The organism is Micromonospora sp. NBC_00860 (genome assembly GCF_045207375.1).
In the GTDB taxonomy this organism is placed as follows: domain Bacteria; phylum Actinomycetota; class Actinomycetes; order Mycobacteriales; family Micromonosporaceae; genus Micromonospora; species Micromonospora vinacea.
Window position 1 is genome coordinate 5350382 of sequence record NZ_CP108825.1, and the last position, 15507, is coordinate 5365888.

Annotated in this window: 18 protein-coding genes; 11 read left to right on the top strand and 7 right to left on the bottom strand. The window is 71.0% G+C overall.

Features of this window, described 5'->3' with window-relative positions:
• Positions 1 to 28: 28 nt before the first annotated feature.
• Together OH804_RS24540 and OH804_RS24545 are read left to right on the top strand one after the other, a co-directional pair.
• Positions 29 to 469 (top strand): hypothetical protein, encoded by a 441-nt coding sequence (locus OH804_RS24540; protein ID WP_406059758.1) that lies wholly within the window; start codon positions 29 to 31, stop codon positions 467 to 469.
• A complete protein-coding gene (locus OH804_RS24545) occupies positions 466 to 1422 on the top strand; it encodes an HTTM domain-containing protein (protein ID WP_406059760.1) in 957 nt (318 codons plus the stop codon). Before OH804_RS24540 ends, OH804_RS24545 begins: the two co-directional genes overlap by 4 nt.
• Here OH804_RS24545 and OH804_RS24550 read toward each other — a convergent pair.
• Positions 1386 to 1805: a thiol-disulfide oxidoreductase DCC family protein gene (locus OH804_RS24550; protein ID WP_196920944.1), complete on the bottom strand. Its 420-nt coding sequence runs from the start codon at positions 1803 to 1805 to the stop codon at positions 1386 to 1388. The genes OH804_RS24545 and OH804_RS24550 overlap by 37 nt on opposite strands.
• A gap of 93 nt (positions 1806 to 1898) precedes the next feature.
• On the opposite strand from OH804_RS24550, the gene OH804_RS24555 reads away from it, so the two are divergent.
• The 4 genes from OH804_RS24555 (at position 1899) to OH804_RS24570 (ending at position 6323) form a co-directional block, all read left to right on the top strand.
• Positions 1899 to 3965 (top strand): intein-containing Rv2578c family radical SAM protein, encoded by a 2067-nt coding sequence (locus OH804_RS24555; RefSeq protein WP_406059762.1) that lies wholly within the window; start codon positions 1899 to 1901, stop codon positions 3963 to 3965.
• A gap of 212 nt (positions 3966 to 4177) precedes the next feature.
• Positions 4178 to 4768, top strand: a complete 591-nt coding sequence (locus OH804_RS24560; protein WP_196920942.1) for an RNA polymerase sigma factor — start codon at positions 4178 to 4180, stop codon at positions 4766 to 4768.
• Complete coding sequence (locus tag OH804_RS24565; protein ID WP_406059764.1) at positions 4765 to 5727, top strand: hypothetical protein; 963 nt, start codon at positions 4765 to 4767, stop codon at positions 5725 to 5727. The genes OH804_RS24560 and OH804_RS24565 overlap by 4 nt, the downstream gene beginning before the upstream one ends.
• Positions 5728 to 5915: 188 nt before the next feature.
• Complete coding sequence (locus tag OH804_RS24570; RefSeq protein ID WP_406059765.1) at positions 5916 to 6323, top strand: CoA-binding protein; 408 nt, start codon at positions 5916 to 5918, stop codon at positions 6321 to 6323.
• Between the two features lie 146 nt (positions 6324 to 6469).
• Here OH804_RS24570 and OH804_RS24575 read toward each other — a convergent pair whose 3' ends face one another.
• Complete coding sequence (locus tag OH804_RS24575) at positions 6470 to 7666, bottom strand: acyl-CoA dehydrogenase family protein (RefSeq protein ID WP_196920939.1); 1197 nt, start codon at positions 7664 to 7666, stop codon at positions 6470 to 6472.
• Between the two features lie 177 nt (positions 7667 to 7843).
• On the opposite strand from OH804_RS24575, the gene OH804_RS24580 reads away from it, so the two are divergent.
• Positions 7844 to 8383 (top strand): DUF4190 domain-containing protein, encoded by a 540-nt coding sequence (locus OH804_RS24580; protein ID WP_196920938.1) that lies wholly within the window; start codon positions 7844 to 7846, stop codon positions 8381 to 8383.
• Between the two features lie 27 nt (positions 8384 to 8410).
• On the opposite strand, the gene OH804_RS24585 is transcribed toward OH804_RS24580, so the two are convergent.
• Positions 8411 to 9316 (bottom strand): SDR family NAD(P)-dependent oxidoreductase, encoded by a 906-nt coding sequence (locus OH804_RS24585; protein WP_196920937.1) that lies wholly within the window; start codon positions 9314 to 9316, stop codon positions 8411 to 8413.
• A 118-nt stretch (positions 9317 to 9434) separates the two neighbouring features.
• Between OH804_RS24585 and OH804_RS24590 the strand changes: the two genes are divergently transcribed.
• Positions 9435 to 9989: a DUF4190 domain-containing protein gene (locus OH804_RS24590; RefSeq protein WP_196920936.1), complete on the top strand. Its 555-nt coding sequence runs from the start codon at positions 9435 to 9437 to the stop codon at positions 9987 to 9989.
• Between the two features lie 75 nt (positions 9990 to 10064).
• Here OH804_RS24590 and OH804_RS24595 read toward each other — a convergent pair whose 3' ends face one another.
• Positions 10065 to 11021 carry an HpcH/HpaI aldolase/citrate lyase family protein gene (locus OH804_RS24595; RefSeq protein WP_406059769.1) on the bottom strand — a complete coding sequence of 319 codons (957 nt, stop codon included), beginning with the start codon at positions 11019 to 11021 and terminating at the stop codon, positions 10065 to 10067.
• A 128-nt stretch (positions 11022 to 11149) separates the two neighbouring features.
• Between OH804_RS24595 and OH804_RS24600 the strand changes: the two genes are divergently transcribed.
• The gene (locus tag OH804_RS24600; protein ID WP_196924765.1) at positions 11150 to 11974 is read left to right on the top strand and encodes an SDR family NAD(P)-dependent oxidoreductase; all 825 of its coding nucleotides are present in this window, start codon (positions 11150 to 11152) and stop codon (positions 11972 to 11974) included.
• Positions 11967 to 12260, top strand: coding sequence for a hypothetical protein (locus OH804_RS24605; RefSeq protein WP_406059771.1), 294 nt, complete (start codon positions 11967 to 11969; stop codon positions 12258 to 12260). The genes OH804_RS24600 and OH804_RS24605 overlap by 8 nt, the downstream gene beginning before the upstream one ends.
• Before the next feature lie 31 nt (positions 12261 to 12291).
• Here OH804_RS24605 and OH804_RS24610 read toward each other — a convergent pair whose 3' ends face one another.
• Complete coding sequence (locus OH804_RS24610) at positions 12292 to 13236, bottom strand: DMT family transporter (RefSeq protein WP_196920933.1); 945 nt, start codon at positions 13234 to 13236, stop codon at positions 12292 to 12294.
• A gap of 105 nt (positions 13237 to 13341) precedes the next feature.
• Between OH804_RS24610 and OH804_RS24615 the strand changes: the two genes are divergently transcribed.
• Positions 13342 to 14061: an HAD family hydrolase gene (locus tag OH804_RS24615; RefSeq protein WP_196920932.1), complete on the top strand. Its 720-nt coding sequence runs from the start codon at positions 13342 to 13344 to the stop codon at positions 14059 to 14061.
• Positions 14062 to 14069: 8 nt separating this feature from the next.
• Here OH804_RS24615 and OH804_RS24620 read toward each other — a convergent pair whose 3' ends face one another.
• The gene (locus OH804_RS24620) at positions 14070 to 14600 is read right to left on the bottom strand and encodes a hypothetical protein (protein ID WP_406059773.1); all 531 of its coding nucleotides are present in this window, start codon (positions 14598 to 14600) and stop codon (positions 14070 to 14072) included.
• A gap of 12 nt (positions 14601 to 14612) precedes the next feature.
• Positions 14613 to 15482 carry a PhzF family phenazine biosynthesis protein gene (locus OH804_RS24625; protein WP_196920930.1) on the bottom strand — a complete coding sequence of 290 codons (870 nt, stop codon included), beginning with the start codon at positions 15480 to 15482 and terminating at the stop codon, positions 14613 to 14615.
• Positions 15483 to 15507 lie beyond the last annotated feature (25 nt).

Sequence of the window (15507 nt, forward strand, 5' to 3'; positions counted from 1 at the left end):
CCGGTACATCCCGTATCGTCACGACCCGATGGAGAACCTGACCACCCGCGGGCGCGTGACCCGGCTGGGCGCGACCGCACTCGGTCTCGTCCTGCTCGTCGTCGGCACCTTCTGGGGCAGCGACGACGACTTCCCGTTCGGCCCGTTCCGGATGTACTCCACGTCCAACCCGCCGAACGCACCCGCACCCGACACCCGCGTCGAGGGAGTGAACAGCTCCGGGACGGTGATCGACCTCGACCAGAACGCGACAGGCATCCGCCGCGCCGAGATCGAGGGTCAGCAGGCCCGGTACGCCGCCGACCCGACGCTGCTCACCGAGGTCGCCGACGCGTACGCCGAACGCCACCCGGACGCCCCCGCGCTGGTCGAGGTCCGCATCGTCATCCGCTGGCACGGCATCCGCGCCGGCCGACCGACCGGCCAACACACCGACCAGACCGTCGTCCGCTGGCAGGCCCCCCGATGAACTGGCTGACCGAGGCCGTCCCCCGGGGCCGGGTGGCCGCCTTCCGCACCCTGATCTACCTGTTCGTCGCCGCCGACCTGGTGATCTTCACCCCCTGGGTACGCACCCGGGTCAGCGTGCCCGGCGACCTGTACCAGCCGCTCCTGATCGGCCGCCTGCTCCCACTGCCGACGCCAACCGAGACACTGGTGACGGTGATCTTCTGGGCGTTGCTGCTGCTCGCCCTCCTCGCCGCCACCGGACGGGCGCCCCGGGTGCTCGGCTGGGCGGTGTGCGCGCTGTACCTGGAGTGGATGATCATCGCGATGAGCTACGGGAAGGTCGACCACGACCGGTTCGGGCTGCTCGTCGCGCTGGCAGTGCTGCCCACCGCCGATCGCGCCCGACACGGCGACACCACCCGCACCGAGGCCGGCGGTTGGGCGCTCCGCGTCACCCAGATCGCGGTGATCTGCACGTACTTCCTGGCCGCCTTCGCCAAGCTGCGCTTCGGCGGTCTGGACTGGCTGACCGGCTCGGTTCTGGCCCGCGCGATCATCCGACGCGGCACCGACCTGGCGGACCTGATCGCCCAGGTGCCGCACCTGCTGATCGTCGCCCAGTTCGGCATCGTGGCGTTCGAGCTGCTGAGCCCGGTGGTCTTCCTGCTGCCACCCCGCTGGCGACTCGCCATGGTCGGCTTCTTCTACTCGTTCCACGCGGTCACCATCGCGACCATCACGATCTCGTTCGCGCCGCACCTGGCCGCGATGACCAGCTTCCTACCGCTGGAACGGGTGCGCCCGCTGGTCTGGGCCCGCCGGCTGATCGGGCGTGGCCCTTCCGAGGCGGCGACCGACGTCCCTCCGACGGACGCCGACACGGTGCCGCCCGGCCAGGACACCGTGGGAGCCCGTGCGGAGCGAGCGCTGGACGATCAGGCGCCGGTGGTCGGGCGACCAGTCGGGCCGTAGAGCCGCTCCCGGGCCTCCTGCGGCAGGGAACAGGCCGCCGTACCACCGGGAAGTCGGTGCCTGTTGCGCGCCACCCAGCGGTACAACGGCCAGGCTGCGGCGCGCGCCGGCGGGAACCGCAGACCAGCGCCGGCCACCCGCCAGAGCGGACCACTCGCGGTGAGCAGCTTCGCGATGGCGTCCGGACCCGCGGCGCGCGAGCCGTCCGCGCCGACCCACTGCACTGCCTCCTCGCACTCGGCCACTGTGAGGCCGAGCGCGTCCAGGTCGGCGAACTGCCAGGGCACCACCCGCGCGGCGGTGGGGATGCGGCGCTCGATGAACTCCGCACAGGTCGTGCAGAACGCGCAGTCCCCGTCGTAGACGAAGGTCGACGTCTCCATGGTGTCCATCCTCCCCTCTCCGACCACCCGGACGCCCACCGGTGTACGGCGGGTCACTTGCGCTCTCCTCGTACACGTGTTCGAATAGTGGCCATGCGCTGGGACAACCTCACCGCTCCCCCGGTCGAGGGAGACCCCGAGCGGGCAGCGCCAGCGACGCCACCCCTGCCGCTGGCGCTGCCCGGCGCCGTCGCCCGCACCTTCGACACCCCCGAGTTCGCCGGGATGACCTTCTACGAGGTGCAGGCCAAGTCCATCCTCAACCGGGTGCCCGGGCAGTCCCGCGTCCCGTTCGAGTGGACGATCAACCCGTACAGGGGCTGCTCTCATGCGTGTGTTTACTGCATGGGTGCGGACACCCCGATCCTGATGGCGGACGGCCGCACGAAGCCGATCAGCGAACTGAAGCCGGGCGACCGCATCTACGGGACCGAGCAACGCGGCGCCTACCGGCGATACGTGATCACCACCGTCCTCGACAAGTGGTCCACGGTTAAGCCGGCCTACCGGGTCACCCTGGAGGACGGCACGACCCTCATCGCCAGTGGGGACCACCGGTTCCTCTCTGAACGTGGCTGGAAGTACGTCACCGGGGCCATGCAAGGCAACGCTCGACGCCCCTACCTGACCACCAACAACCGCCTGATCGGCACCGGTCGTTTCGCCGTCGGGCCCAAGGAGTCACCCGACTACCGCCGGGGTTACCTGTGCGGCATGGTCCGCGGAGACGCGCACCTGGGCACGTTCTCGTACCCGTACGGGACTGTGCACCGGTTTCGGCTGGCATTGGCCGATGACGAGGCATTGAGCCGCAGTGAGCGCTACCTTGCCCTCGAAGGGATCGAAACGCAGCGTTTCACCTTCGCGCGGGCCAGCACCACGCGACGTGCGATGACCGCCATCCGCACCTCGAAGCAGCGGGACATCGAGACGATCGCTGACCTTGTCCGCTGGCCGGTGGAGCCCAGTGACGACTGGCGGCTTGGCTTCCTGGCTGGCATCTTCGACGCGGAGGGCAGTTGCAGCAGAGGCGTCCTGCGCATCTGCAACAGCGACGACGCCATCCTCGACCAGACGACGGCAGCACTACGCCATTTCGGTCTCGTCTGTGTGCGAGAAGACCGCGGTCTACCCAATCGTGTGCGGTCGATCAGGCTGACCGGGGGTCTCGCCGCCCGGCTCCGGTTCTTCCACCTGACCGACCCCGTCATCACTCGGAAGCGGTCGATCGAGGGTGGCGCACTGAAGCACCAGGGCGCCCTCAGGGTTGTCGGCATCAAGGCCCTCGGGCTGGAGCTGCCGCTCTGGGACATCACCACTGGCACCGGGGACTTCATTGCCAATGGAGTGGTCAGCCACAACTGCTTCGCCCGGAACACGCACACCTATCTCGATCTCGATGCCGGTGCCGACTTCGACCGGAAGGTGATCGTCAAGGTCAACGCCGGTGAGCTGGTCCGGCGGGAGCTGGCCGCACCGCGCTGGCGGGGCGCACACGTGGCGATGGGGACCAACGTGGACTGCTACCAGCGCGCCGAGGGTCGTTACCGGCTGATGCCGCAGATCATCGGTGCCCTGCGAGACTTCGCCAACCCGTTCTCGATCCTCACCAAGGGCACACTGATCCTGCGCGACCTGCCGCTGCTGCGCCAAGCCGCCGAGGTGACCACGGTGGGCATCTCGTTCTCGGTGGGGTTCGTCGACGAGCACCTCTGGCGCACCGTCGAACCGGGCACACCGCACCCACGCCGCCGGCTCGACGCCGTCCGGGCACTCGCCGACGCCGGCTTCTCCGTCGGCGTGCTGATGGCCCCGATCCTGCCCGGCCTCAGCGACAGCGACGAGTCGATCGAGGCCACCGTCTCGGCGATCGCCGCCGCCGGAGCGACCAGCGTGACCGCCCTGCCCCTGCACCTGCGCCCCGGCGCCCGGGAGTGGTACGCGCAGTGGCTCGCCCGGGAGCACCCGCACCTCGTGCCCCACTACCGCGAGCTGTACCGGGCCGGCGCGTACGCGCCGCAGGCGTACCAGCGGGAGCTGACCGCGCGGGTGCGGATCGCGGCCCGCCGGCACGGGCTGCACCGCGCCGAGGTGGGCGACAACCGCCAACTGCCCGAGCCGCCTCCTGCGCCGACCGCCGAGCAGATGACCCTGCTCTAGCCTTACGTGCCGGGCAGGGACGCCTCTACCTGCGTGAACGCTGATCGGTCGCACCTGCTTTTTGCAACTGCGGCACGTGGCGACCAACGGACAGTAGCCGCGCAACACGTAGCGCTCGCGTGGGCCTTGGGCCGGAGGTGGCGGGAACCTGGCGTCGGCGCCAGACAAGAACCAGGTATGAACACACCGTCGAACCAGGGGGCCATCGGGACATGACTGTGACCGAGCGCTCCGACGCGCTGTTGGTAACGGGGGCGCCTGAACTGTTCGGGGAGCTGTACGAGCGGTACGGCGGTTGGCTGTACGACTTCAGCGCCCGACGGGTCGGGCGACAGCTCGCCGAGGATCTGGTCGCCGAGACGTTCCTGGTGGCGTTCTCGCGACGCGACCGGTACGACACGTCGGTGGCCAACGCGCGCCCGTGGCTGTTCGGCATCCTGACCAACCTGCTGCGCAACTACCACCGTGCCGAGGTGCGGTGGCTGCGAGCACTGGAGAAGTCGGGTTCGGACCCGCTCGGCGGTTCCGGTCAGCACAACTTCGCCGACCGGGCCAACGAACGGCTCGACGCCAAGGCCGCCACGCAGACATTGGCCGGCGCGCTCGCCGCGATGCCGCACGACCAACGCGATCTGCTCCTGCTGCATGTCTGGGCCGGCTTGGACTATCCGGAGCTGGCCTCCGCGCTCGGCCTGGCACCGGGCACCGTCCGGTCCCGCCTCCACCGGGCCAAGGCACGCCTGCGCCTCGCGATGCCCGCTCACTACGCACCGTCCACGTCTGCGAACGAGGGAACCGCATGAACATCAATTCCGACTCCGACAACTCGGGCGTCGACCTGCTTGTCGGCTTCCGCGAGGACCTGACCGGCGCTCCGGCGGACGCCACCGACCGGATGCGGCACGCGATCCTCAACGGGTCGGTCTACCGGCGCCCGGCCCCGAAGCGCTGGTTTCTGCGCCGGCCAGCGATTGCGACCGCGACCGCTTTCGCCCTGGCGGGTCTCGCCGCCGGTGGTGTCGCGCTGAGCACGGTCGACGGCGGCACCGGTCAACCGGGCGGAGCCTCCGCCAGCTCGACGGACACGTCTCGCCAGTGGCAGTTGCGCGACATCACCTATGTCAGCGCACAGACCCAAGCCGCGCTGGGCGACGCGGACGACTACGTCGTGAAGGTCCGCGACGCCTACCCGGGCGGCCGGATCGACTACTGGACGGACAAGCAGACCGGGCGCTCCCGGGTCGACATCTACCGGGGCGACGGCAGCCCGGACTCCTCCCTGGTGACGATCGTCGCCGACGGGAAACAGCGCGGTACCCAGATCAGCCACCCCGAGCGGACGTACTTCGAGTTCGTCGGTTCTGCGAAGGACGCGACCGGCACGGTCTTCGTTCCGAACGACCCGGCGAGCATCAGGGCCTGGCTCGCCAAGGGGAGCCTGGAGATCGTGGGCCAGGAGAAGGTGGACGGGCACGACACCGTGCACCTGCGGTTGAAGCCGGGAACGGCGACCTACACCGCTGAGCTCTGGGTGGACGAGACCTCGTTCCTGCCGTACAAGACGGTCGCCGACAAGAGCGGAAAGGTGACCGACAAGGCAGAGGTCAGCACCTTCGAGTGGCTGCCCCGCACGGCCGAGAACCTGAACCACTTCGACCTGACGCCGCCCGCCGGTTACACGAAGTTCGAGGGCAAGACCAAGGGCGACTCGACGCGCACCGCTCCCACCGCCCCGCCCCTTCCCGGCGGGCCGACCAACTGACGGTCCTGGATCGCCGATCCCCGCGCTCCGGGGGTCGGCGATCCAGGACGTGCCCGGCCTGATCGGTTCTGCGCGAACCGCCGACCGGGGCCAGGACCTAGGGGCGTCCAGTCGGGCCCCCAGCCGCAGCTGCTCGTCGGCGGGTTCTGCGCCTGCCTGCGGCGGGCGGACGGCGCTACAGTCGGCGGGTGCGTACCGCTCAGCAGATCCTCGCCGACTCCGCCGTGATCGCCGTCGTGGGCGCGTCCCGCGACCCGTTCAAGGCCGCGCACGGCGTGCCGTTGCAGATGCAGCAGTACGGCTGGCGCCTTATCCCGGTCAACCCGACGGTCGACGAACTGTTCGGGGAACGGGCCTACCCGACCCTCGCCGACATTCCCCACCCCGTCGACCTGGTGGACGTGTTCCGACCGGCGGCCGACGCCGTGCAGGTGGTCCGGGACGCGGTGGCGATCGGCGCCCCCGCGGTGTGGCTGCAACTGGGCATCGTCTCGGCCGAGGCGCGGCGGATCGCCGAGGAGGCCGGCATCGACTACGTCGAAGACCGCTGCCTCATCGTCGAACGCGCCGCCGCCAACCTGACCCGCCTGACCTGACCAACCCACCCCAACCCCGCGCCCCACGCCCCACGCCCGCTCCCCGCGATCTTGCACTTTCTGTCCCGGCATACCGGACACAAGGGGCAATCGGGCAACCGAAAGTGCAAGATCGCGGAAGCCGGGCGGCACAGGGGTGGGGCGGGTTAGAGCTTGTATTCCTTGAGCAGGCCTCGGGAGATGATGGTCTTCTGGATCTCTGACGTGCCCTCGCCGATGAGCAGGAACGGGGCCTCCCGCATCAGCCGCTCGATCTCGTACTCCTTGGAGTAGCCGTAGCCGCCGTGGATGCGGAACGCCTCCTGGACGACCTCGGCGCAGTACTCCGAGGCGAGCAGCTTGGCCATCCCGGCCTCGACGTCGTTGCGCTGACCGGCGTCCTTGAGTCGGGCGGCGTTGACCATGAGGGCGTGCGCGGCCTCGATCTTCGTGCCCATCTCGGCGAGCTTGAAGGCGATCGCCTGGTGCTTGGCGAGGGGCTGACCGAAGGTCTTGCGCTGCTGGGCGTAGCTCACCGCCAGCTCGAAGGCGCGGATGGAGATGCCGCAGGCGCGGGCGGCCACGTTGACCCGGCCCACCTCGATGCCGTCCATCATTTGGTAGAAACCGCGGCCCACCTGGTCGGCGCCGCCGAGGATCGCGGAGTCGGGGACGGTCACCCCGTCGAGCACCATCTCGGTGGTCTCGACGCCCTTGTAACCCATCTTCTCGATCTTGCCGGGGATGGTGAGACCGGGGGCGGTCTCGCCGAACCCCGGCTCCTTCTCCAGCAGGAAGGTGCTCATGTTGCCGTAGACGGAGTCCGCGCCGGTGTCGGTCTTGACCAGGGTGGCCACCACCGAGGAGTACGCCCCGTTGGTGAGCCACATCTTCTGCCCGTTGAGCACGTAGCTGTCCCCGTCACGGACGGCCCGGGACTTGATCGCGGAGACGTCGGAGCCGGTCTCGGGCTCGGACATGGAGAACGCGCCGCGCACCTCGCCGGTGGCCATCTTCGGCAGCAGGCGGGCCTTCTGCTCGGCGGAGCCGTGCTGGGAGATCAGGTACGCCACGATGAAGTGGGTGTTGACGATGCCGGAGATCGACATCCAGCCTCGGGAGAGCTGCTCCACCACCAGCGCGTAGGTGAGCAGCGATTCGCCGAGCCCGCCGTACTCCTCGTCGATGGTGAGACCGAAGAGCCCCATCTCGCGCATGCCGTCGAGGATGTCGGTGGGGTACTCGTCGGCGTGCTCCAGCCGCTGCGCGTGCGGGATGATCTCCTTGTCGGCGAAGTCCCGAACGGTCTCCAGGATCGACTGTTGCACATCGGTCAGGCCGGGCGTCTGGGCGAGTCGGGCCATCTCAGCCTCCGGGGATCCGCGCACTACTCATGGGTAACTGAACGCTGGGTCAGTATCGGCCCCTCGGGTCGACGAGGCCAAGGTGACCAGTCCACACAACCGCTGTGAAAAGGTTCACCGCTGCGGGTAGCGTCCGGCAAGAGGGACTTTTCCGGCACCGGCAGGAGGAGGACAGCTGTGAGCTACCCGCCGCCGTCGGGACCACCCGAGGACGAGCCACCGCCGTCACCCTACGAGCCACCCAGGGACCAGTCGCCGTACGCGCCACCGCCGCCCGGCCAGCCGCCGTACGCGCCGCAGCCGGACCAGCCGGCGTACGAGCTGCCGGCGGAACGCTCACCGTACGGACCACCAGCGGACGAACCGTCGCCGTACGGCCACCAGGGGCCGCAGCAGTCGGCGCACTGGAGTCAGCAACCGCCGTACCCCCCGCAGGGCCCCTACGGCCAGTACGGCCCACCGCCGGGCGGGCCCGGTCGGGGCACCAACGTGCTGGCGATCCTGTCTCTGGTGTTCGCCTTCGTCTTTCCGCCTGCCGGCGCCGTCCTCGGCCACGTGGCCAAGCGGCAGATCCGCACCAGCGGCGAAGAGGGCGGCCAGCTCGCGACCTGGGGGCTGATTCTGGGCTACGTCTTCACCGGGCTCACAGTGCTTGCCTGCTGTGGCTGGCTGGCGCTCGTGGCCTTCAGCAACAACGGCGACAGCGGCGGCTACTGACGAGCGGGCCGGTGCGGACCGGCGCGGTCAGCGGAAGCGGGCCTCGCGGACGCTGTTGCCGCCGTCCACCACCAGCATCTGCCCGGTGATGTACGAGGCGGCCGGCGAGCAGAGGAAGCTGATCGCGGCGGCGACCTCGTCCGGCGTGCCCGGTCGCCCCACCGGGGTGCCCAGCCCCTGCTTGATCTCGGCCATCGTGGACGCCGCGGTGTAGATGGTGCCGGGCGCCACCGCGTTGACCGTCACGCCGTCGGCGATCATCTCCATGGCCAGGGCCCGGGTCAGCCCGACGACCCCGGCCTTCGCCGCGGCGTACGCGGCCTCGGTGGGCAGGGCGTTGACCGGGCCGGCGGTGGCGGACAGGTTGACGATCCGACCCCAACCCCGCTCGGCCATCCCGCCGATGAACGCCCGGCTGCACAGGAACGCGGTGGACAGGTTGCGGTCGATCTCACCGCGCCACTCGTCGTAGGTCAGCTGCGCTACCGGCCGCAGCACCCCCTGGCTGGCCCGACTGGCCAGGCCGGCGTTGTTGACCAGCACCTCGACGTCGCCCAACTGCTCGGCGACCGCATCGGCCAGCGCGCCGACCTCGGACTCGTCGGTCAGGTCCGCGACGAAGCCGGTCACCCCCAGCTCGGTCGCCCGCTCATGGATGCGTCGGGTGGTGGAGACGATGGCCACCCGAGCGCCCAGGTCGGCGAGTCGCCGCGCGGTGGCGTACCCGATGCCGTCCGGGCTGCCCGCCCCGGTGACCAGGGCGACCCGCCCGTCGAGGCGCATGGTGACCGGGTCGGCGAGCGCGACCGGCTCGTCGGGGCCGGGGCTGCCCGCCGGGGCGGCCGTCCGGGCGCGCCGGGCCGCGCCCGGGCGGCTGACGTCCCGTCGGGGTCGACTGCCGGAGCGGTCCGCGGCGCGCGCGTCGAATGCCATGCCAGGGATCCTGCCTGTTACGACCGGCCCGGGCAACGCGGCACCCGGAAGCGGGGGCGTCGGGTTTGGGCGGCGCTGGCTACCCTGTCTCCGCACCCCGACCTGACGGAGAGTTCGCATGACCAATCCCCCGCCGCCCGGCAACTGGACCGATCCCACGTGGTCGGCCCAGCCGTCGAGCCCCGCACCTGACCCCACAGTGGTGGCCGGGCAGCCGGTGCCCCCGCAACCTGGCCCGGTCGACCCGTACGCCCCCGACCCGTACGCCCCGAACCCGTACGCCCCGGTCGACCCGTACGCCGGCGCGCAGCCGCCAGCCACCCAGCCGATGCCCGGTTACGCCCCGCCCGGTTACGCCCCGCAGGGCTACCCGCCGCAGTACCCCGGCTACGGCTACCCGCAGCCGCCGAAGACCAACGGGATGGCCATCGCGGCGTTCGTGCTGGCCCTGATCGGTGTCACGTCCTGCATCACCGCGCCGGTCGGCGCGATCCTCGGGCACGTCGCGCAGAAGCAGATCCGGCAGAGCGGCGAGGGCGGTGCGGGGATGGCGAAGGCTGCCATCATCGTCGGCTGGATCCTCACCGGGTTCCTGGTGCTGGTGATCCTCTTCTACGTTGGCGCGATCATCTACGCGATCGCGACGAGCAACGACAGCAGCAGCGGTTACTGACCGGCGGGCGGGCCGTCGTACCGTCGATCGTCGAGCCGGACCGACAGCCGGCGGCTGTCGTCCCGGCCCGGCCGGTCACTGCTCCGGTGGGGTGAACGACGAGGTACGGCTCATCCCGGCGGCGCGGCCCTTGGCGGCGACCACCAGCGCCATCTTGCGGGACGCTTCGTCGATCATCTCGTCGCCGAGCATCACGGCGCCGAGCCGGCCGCCGGCCTCCGAGGTGTAGTGCTCGTACGCGTCGAGGATCAGCTCGGCGTGGTCGTAGTCGTCCTGCGCCGGCTGGTAGACCTCGTTGGCGGCGTCGATCTGGCCCGGGTGCAGCACCCACTTGCCGTCGAAGCCCAGCGCGGCCGAACGCTTGGCCACCTCGCGGAACGCGTCGACGTCGCGGATCTGCAGGAACGGGCCGTCGATGGCCTGTTTGTCGTGCATCCGCGCGGCCATCAGGATCCGCATCAGGATGTAGTGGTACGGGTCGCCCGGGTAGTCCGGGATCAGGCCGCCGACCACCATCGACTTCATGTTGATCGACGCCATGAAGTCGGCCGGGCCGAAGATGATGGTCTCCACGCGCGGTGAGGCGGCGGCGACCGCGTCCACGTTGACCAGACCGGCGGCGTTCTCGATCTGCGCCTCGATGCCGATCCGGCCGACCTCCAGGCCGATCGTCTTCTCGATCTGGGTGAGCGTCAGGTCCAGCCACTGCACCTGGGCGGCGGTCTGCACCTTCGGCAGCATGATGCAGTCCAGGTTGGCGCCGGCGCCCTCGACGACCTCGATGACGTCCCGGTAGGTCCACGGGGTGGTCAGGTCGTTGACCCGGACCACCCGGGTCTTGCCGGCCCAGTCACCCTCGTTGAGGACGGCCACGATGTTCTTGCGCGCGTCCGGTTTGGCCAGTGGGGCGACGGCGTCCTCCAGGTCGAGGAAGACCTGGTCGGCCGGGAGCCCCTGGGCCTTGCCGAGCATCTTCACGCTGGAACCCGGCACGGCGAGGCAGGACCTGCGGGGGCGACCGACTGCGGCCATGGATGCGCTCCTTCCAGCGTCCGGCGGGCATGCCGACGCCACCTGACGACAGATCCGGGACCTTAACGATCCCAAAGGGCGTTGTGACGCCACGGTAACCTCGCGCCATGACCGGGGTGAATGGACCTGTGGAAGATCTCACTGGACGTCGACTGGTGGTGGTGACCGGGGCCAGCTCCGGTATCGGGCTGGCCGCCGCCGTGCAGCTGGCCTGCCGTGGCGACCAGGTGGTGCTGGTCGGGCGGGACCCGGCCCGCCTCCAGGCCGCAGCCGTTCGGGTACGGGAGAACTCCGGTGAACGTCCGGAGCTGTTCCGGGCCGACTTCGCGGTCCTCGACGACGTACGCCGGCTGGCCGAGCAGCTCCGGGCCGCGTACGACCGGATCGACGTGCTCGCCAACAACGCCGGCGCGATCGCGCTGCAACCACTGCGCACCGTCGACGGTTTCGAGATGTCGATCCAGGCCAACCACCTGGCCCCGTTCCTGCTGACCAACCTGCTCGCCGACCGGGTGGGCCGGGTCGTGGTGACCGCCTCCGGCGCGCACCGCTTCGGCGCACTCGACCCGGACGACCTGAACAAACCACTGCGGGACTACCGGCCGATGGGCGCGTACGGCACCAGCAAGCAGGCGAACATCCTGTTCACCGCCGAGGGCGCCCGGCGCTGGCCGGACACCTCCGCGTACAGCTTCCACCCCGGCGTGGTGCGTACCCGGTTCGCCAACGACAGTCGGCTGGTCGCGTTCGGCATGCGTTTCATGCCGTTCCGCAGCCCGGAGAAGGGCGCCGAGACCCTGGTGTGGCTGGCCAACCAGGAGCGCTCCCGGCTGATCAACGGCGGTTACTACGCCGACCGCCGGCCGCGTCGACCGCTCCGGAAGGCCGCCGATCCGCAGCTCGCCGCCCGGCTGTGGGCGGCGAGCGCCAAGGCGGTCGGTCTCGATGACTGACCGGGCCGGTGTGCTGACACTCGTCGCGATCGTCGAGTTCGCCGACGGCGCCGAGGCGGCCGGGCAGCGGTACGAGGACGCCGTGCTGACCCTGCTCGAACGGCACGGCGGCCGGTTGGAGCGGCGACTGCGCGGCACCGACGGGCAGGCCGAGGTGCACGTGATCCGGTTCGACGGGCGGGCCGGCTACGAGTCGTTCCTCGCCGACCCGGACCGGACGGCCCTGCGTACCGTCCTCGGCGAGGCCGCCCCGACGACCCGGGTCATCGAGGTGTACGAGAGCTAGCCTGCTGAGCGGGTGAACTCGTGCCGGGCGGTCAGTCGGCCAGCGGGGTCGGGTCGGCCGGCATGGCTGTGGGTTCGCCGCGCCGGCCGCCGAGCACCACCACCGCCACCCCGACCAGCAGCATCGCCATCCCGAGCAGCGCGTACGGGCGGGGTAGCTGACCCAGCCAGGCCCAGCCGAGCACTGCCGCGCCGGGCGCCTCCAACAGGATCAGCACGCTCACCGTGGTCGCCGGGATCTTCCGCAGGGCGTAGTTGAACATCGAGTGCCCGAGCAGTTGGGCGCCGGCCACCAGGGCCAGGATGGCCAACCAGGTACGCCCGTCGAACCCGCTCAGTCGTACGCCGCCGACCAGGCACAGGGCCAGCAGGATCAAAGAACAGATGCCGTAGCAGATGGTGGTGTAGGTGGTGGTGCTGATGCTGGTCCGGGCCCGTTCCCCGAAGGCGGTGTAGACGGCGGCGAACAGGGCGCCGACCAACGCCAGCACGTCACCGAGGACGGCCCGCCCGGAGACTCCCACGTCCACCCCGGTGGCGACGGCCGCGCCGCCGACCGCTACCGCGATGCCGATCCACACCACCCGGGGCAGCGGACGCCCCTGGGCGCGGGCGATCAACCCCTGCCAGACCGGTTGGGTGGCGACCAGGGCGGTCGAGGTGGCGACGGAGGTGAGCTGGGCGCTCGGCACCCAGGTCGCGAAGTGCCCGGCCAGGGCGACCCCGGACAGGACGCAGAACAGCCCCTCCCGCCGGCCCGCACCCACTGTCAGCCTGCGGAATTCTTCGCGACGTCGGACCAGCGCGAAAGGGCTCAGCACGGCCACCGCGAGCAGGTTGCGCCAGAGCGCGATGGCCAGCGCGGGTGCGGCGGCGTACGCGATCAGTGGCGCCGACGACGACACGGCGACCACGGCCAGCCCGACCGCGCCGGTGGTCAGCGGATCGACTGTCGGCCGGGGTGAAGGTGGGGGCACGGGACGTAATCCTCACACGTGTGACGGTCAGCACGGACGGTCATCACTCCGTTACGATCACGCGGTTCCGCGCCGGCGACCCCGACCGCCCGGAGGCGTTCCCCCATGCCCAGCTACCAGGCGGTGCTGTTCGACTTCTTCGGCACCCTGACCCGATCGGTGCAACGCGGTGTCGCGCACCTCGGCACCGCCGAGCTGCTCGGCTGCCACACCGACACGTTGACCGAGGTGCTGGACCGGACCTACTACGAACGGGCCACCGGCCTCCTCGGCAACGCGGAGGCGACCCTGCGCTGGGTGTGCGCCCAGGCCGGCGTACACCCCAGCGACCAGGCGGTGCGGGCGGCGGTGGCGTCCCGGCACCGGGCGGTCCGCGCGGACACCTGGCTGCGGGCCGACGCGGTGCCGGTGCTGGCGGCCCTGCGCCAGCGCGGCCTTCGCACCGGGCTGATCAGCGACTGTACGCACGAACTGCCCGCCTTCCTGCCACAGCTCGCGATCGCCCCGCTGCTCGACGTACGGGTCTTCTCGGTGCAGGTCGGCCGGTGCAAACCGGATCCGACGCTCTACCTGACCGCCTGCCAGCGGCTCGGGCTGGCGCCGGGCGACTGCCTGTACGTCGGTGACGGCGGCAGCCAGGAGTTGACCGGCGCCGAGCAGGCCGGGATGACAGCCGTCCGGCTCGCCGCACCGGATCTGGCCACGCACCTGGTGTTCAACGCGGAGCGGGACTGGCGCGGCCCGACCCTCGGCACCCTGGCCGAGGTGCTCGCACTCGTCGACGCCGACGCCGACGTGGCGGGTGTCGGCGGCCGGGCCGGCTGATCGACTGATCAGCGGCGGCGGACCCGGTGCAGGCGGAACGGCTTGCGGGTGGCCCGCACCGCCGGAGTCGGTCGGGGCGGCTCGGCCTGCGCGTCGGCCGGCAACTCCGTACCGGCCAGCGGTGTACCGCCCGGGGCGAGTCGGTTCACCGCGCACCCGTCGGCGGCCCACCGGGCCACCAGGTCGACGGTCGGACCGGGCGCGTTGAGGCGCTTCGCCGCCACCAGCGGCGCCGTGGTGTCCCACTCCTCGGTGCCCGGCAGCAACCGGCTCACCCGGGCCGGCCAGGTGACGATCCGACCGCCGTGGTCGCCGCGCAGGGTGACCTGGGCCTCGGTCGCGTCGGCCAGACCCGGCGCCGCCTGCTCGCCCGGCCCGCTGACCACCAGGAGCGCGCCCTCCAGCGGAGCACACCAGAGCGCGAGAGCCGGCCCACCAACAACACTGACCCAGGCCACGGCGGCCTTCTTCATCGCCTCATCGACCAGGGGGGTGCCCCCCGGAGCGTCCTCGTCAGTCACACCCGCATCCTCCCGCATCGGCGCCTCCGCTCAGCCCACGAACGGCGGCACGGCGATCTCACCCCGGGCCACCGGCATCACCTGACCGGCGACAGTCGCGCCGACCGCCACACCGTCCGCCGCGGTGACAGTGCAGGCCAACGCGGACGGACGGTTCATCTCCACACCCTGACGGACCGCGTACTCCGACCGCCCCTCGCCGGGCAGCAGACCACTCGCCACCAGCCACACACCGAGGCCGAGCGCCGCCGAACCGGTCGCCGGGTCCTCCGGGACACCGATCCCCGGCACGAAGACCCGGGCGTGCGCGGTTTGCGCGGCAGCGTCCCAGGAGAAGACGCTGACGTGCGACACCCCGTACCGCTGCGCCGCCGCCGGGTCCACCCGGGCGCGGGCCACCGACTCCGGCCGCACCGGCAGGTACGGGAACTCCAGCCCACAGCCGGCGACCCGTGGGGCGGGCCCGATGTGGTCGTCGGCGACCAGCCCGGCGATCTCCAACAACGGCTCCGGGTCCAGCTCCGGCCCGAGGGTCGGGGCGCCACCGGTCAGCGTCGCCCCGGACGCGGTCACCTCGATCGGCAGCACACCGGCCCGGCACTCCTGGGTGACCTGCCCCACACCGAACATCCCCCGCCGGCACGCGGTGACCGCCGCGCCGACGCTGGGGTGCCCGGCGAACGGCAACTCCTCCACCGGAGTGAAGATCCTGGCCCGGTAGGTGCTGCCCACCTGGGTGGGCGGCAGCACGAACACCGTCTCGGACAGGTTGAACTCCAGCGCGAGCGCCTGCATCTGCTCGGTGGCCAGCGCCTCCGCGCCGAACACCACGGCCAGTGGGTTGCCGGCGAAGGGGCGATCGGTGAAGACGTCCACGATCTCGTAGGCCAAGGTCGACATGTTGATAAACACTAGGCGCTTAGGC

Coding starts and splice junctions, on each gene's coding strand:
- OH804_RS24540 (WP_406059758.1), top strand. CDS start 29: ATGGAGAACCTGACCACCCGCGGGCGCGTGACCCGGCTGGGCGCGACC.
- OH804_RS24545 (WP_406059760.1), top strand. CDS start 466: ATGAACTGGCTGACCGAGGCCGTCCCCCGGGGCCGGGTGGCCGCCTTC.
- OH804_RS24550 (WP_196920944.1), bottom strand. CDS start 1,805: ATGGAGACGTCGACCTTCGTCTACGACGGGGACTGCGCGTTCTGCACG.
- OH804_RS24555 (WP_406059762.1), top strand. CDS start 1,899: ATGCGCTGGGACAACCTCACCGCTCCCCCGGTCGAGGGAGACCCCGAG.
- OH804_RS24560 (WP_196920942.1), top strand. CDS start 4,178: ATGACTGTGACCGAGCGCTCCGACGCGCTGTTGGTAACGGGGGCGCCT.
- OH804_RS24565 (WP_406059764.1), top strand. CDS start 4,765: ATGAACATCAATTCCGACTCCGACAACTCGGGCGTCGACCTGCTTGTC.
- OH804_RS24575 (WP_196920939.1), bottom strand. CDS start 7,666: ATGGCCCGACTCGCCCAGACGCCCGGCCTGACCGATGTGCAACAGTCG.
- OH804_RS24585 (WP_196920937.1), bottom strand. CDS start 9,316: ATGGCATTCGACGCGCGCGCCGCGGACCGCTCCGGCAGTCGACCCCGA.
- OH804_RS24590 (WP_196920936.1), top strand. CDS start 9,435: ATGACCAATCCCCCGCCGCCCGGCAACTGGACCGATCCCACGTGGTCG.
- OH804_RS24595 (WP_406059769.1), bottom strand. CDS start 11,021: ATGGCCGCAGTCGGTCGCCCCCGCAGGTCCTGCCTCGCCGTGCCGGGT.
- OH804_RS24605 (WP_406059771.1), top strand. CDS start 11,967: ATGACTGACCGGGCCGGTGTGCTGACACTCGTCGCGATCGTCGAGTTC.
- OH804_RS24615 (WP_196920932.1), top strand. CDS start 13,342: ATGCCCAGCTACCAGGCGGTGCTGTTCGACTTCTTCGGCACCCTGACC.
- OH804_RS24620 (WP_406059773.1), bottom strand. CDS start 14,600: ATGCGGGAGGATGCGGGTGTGACTGACGAGGACGCTCCGGGGGGCACC.
- OH804_RS24625 (WP_196920930.1), bottom strand. CDS start 15,482: ATGTCGACCTTGGCCTACGAGATCGTGGACGTCTTCACCGATCGCCCC.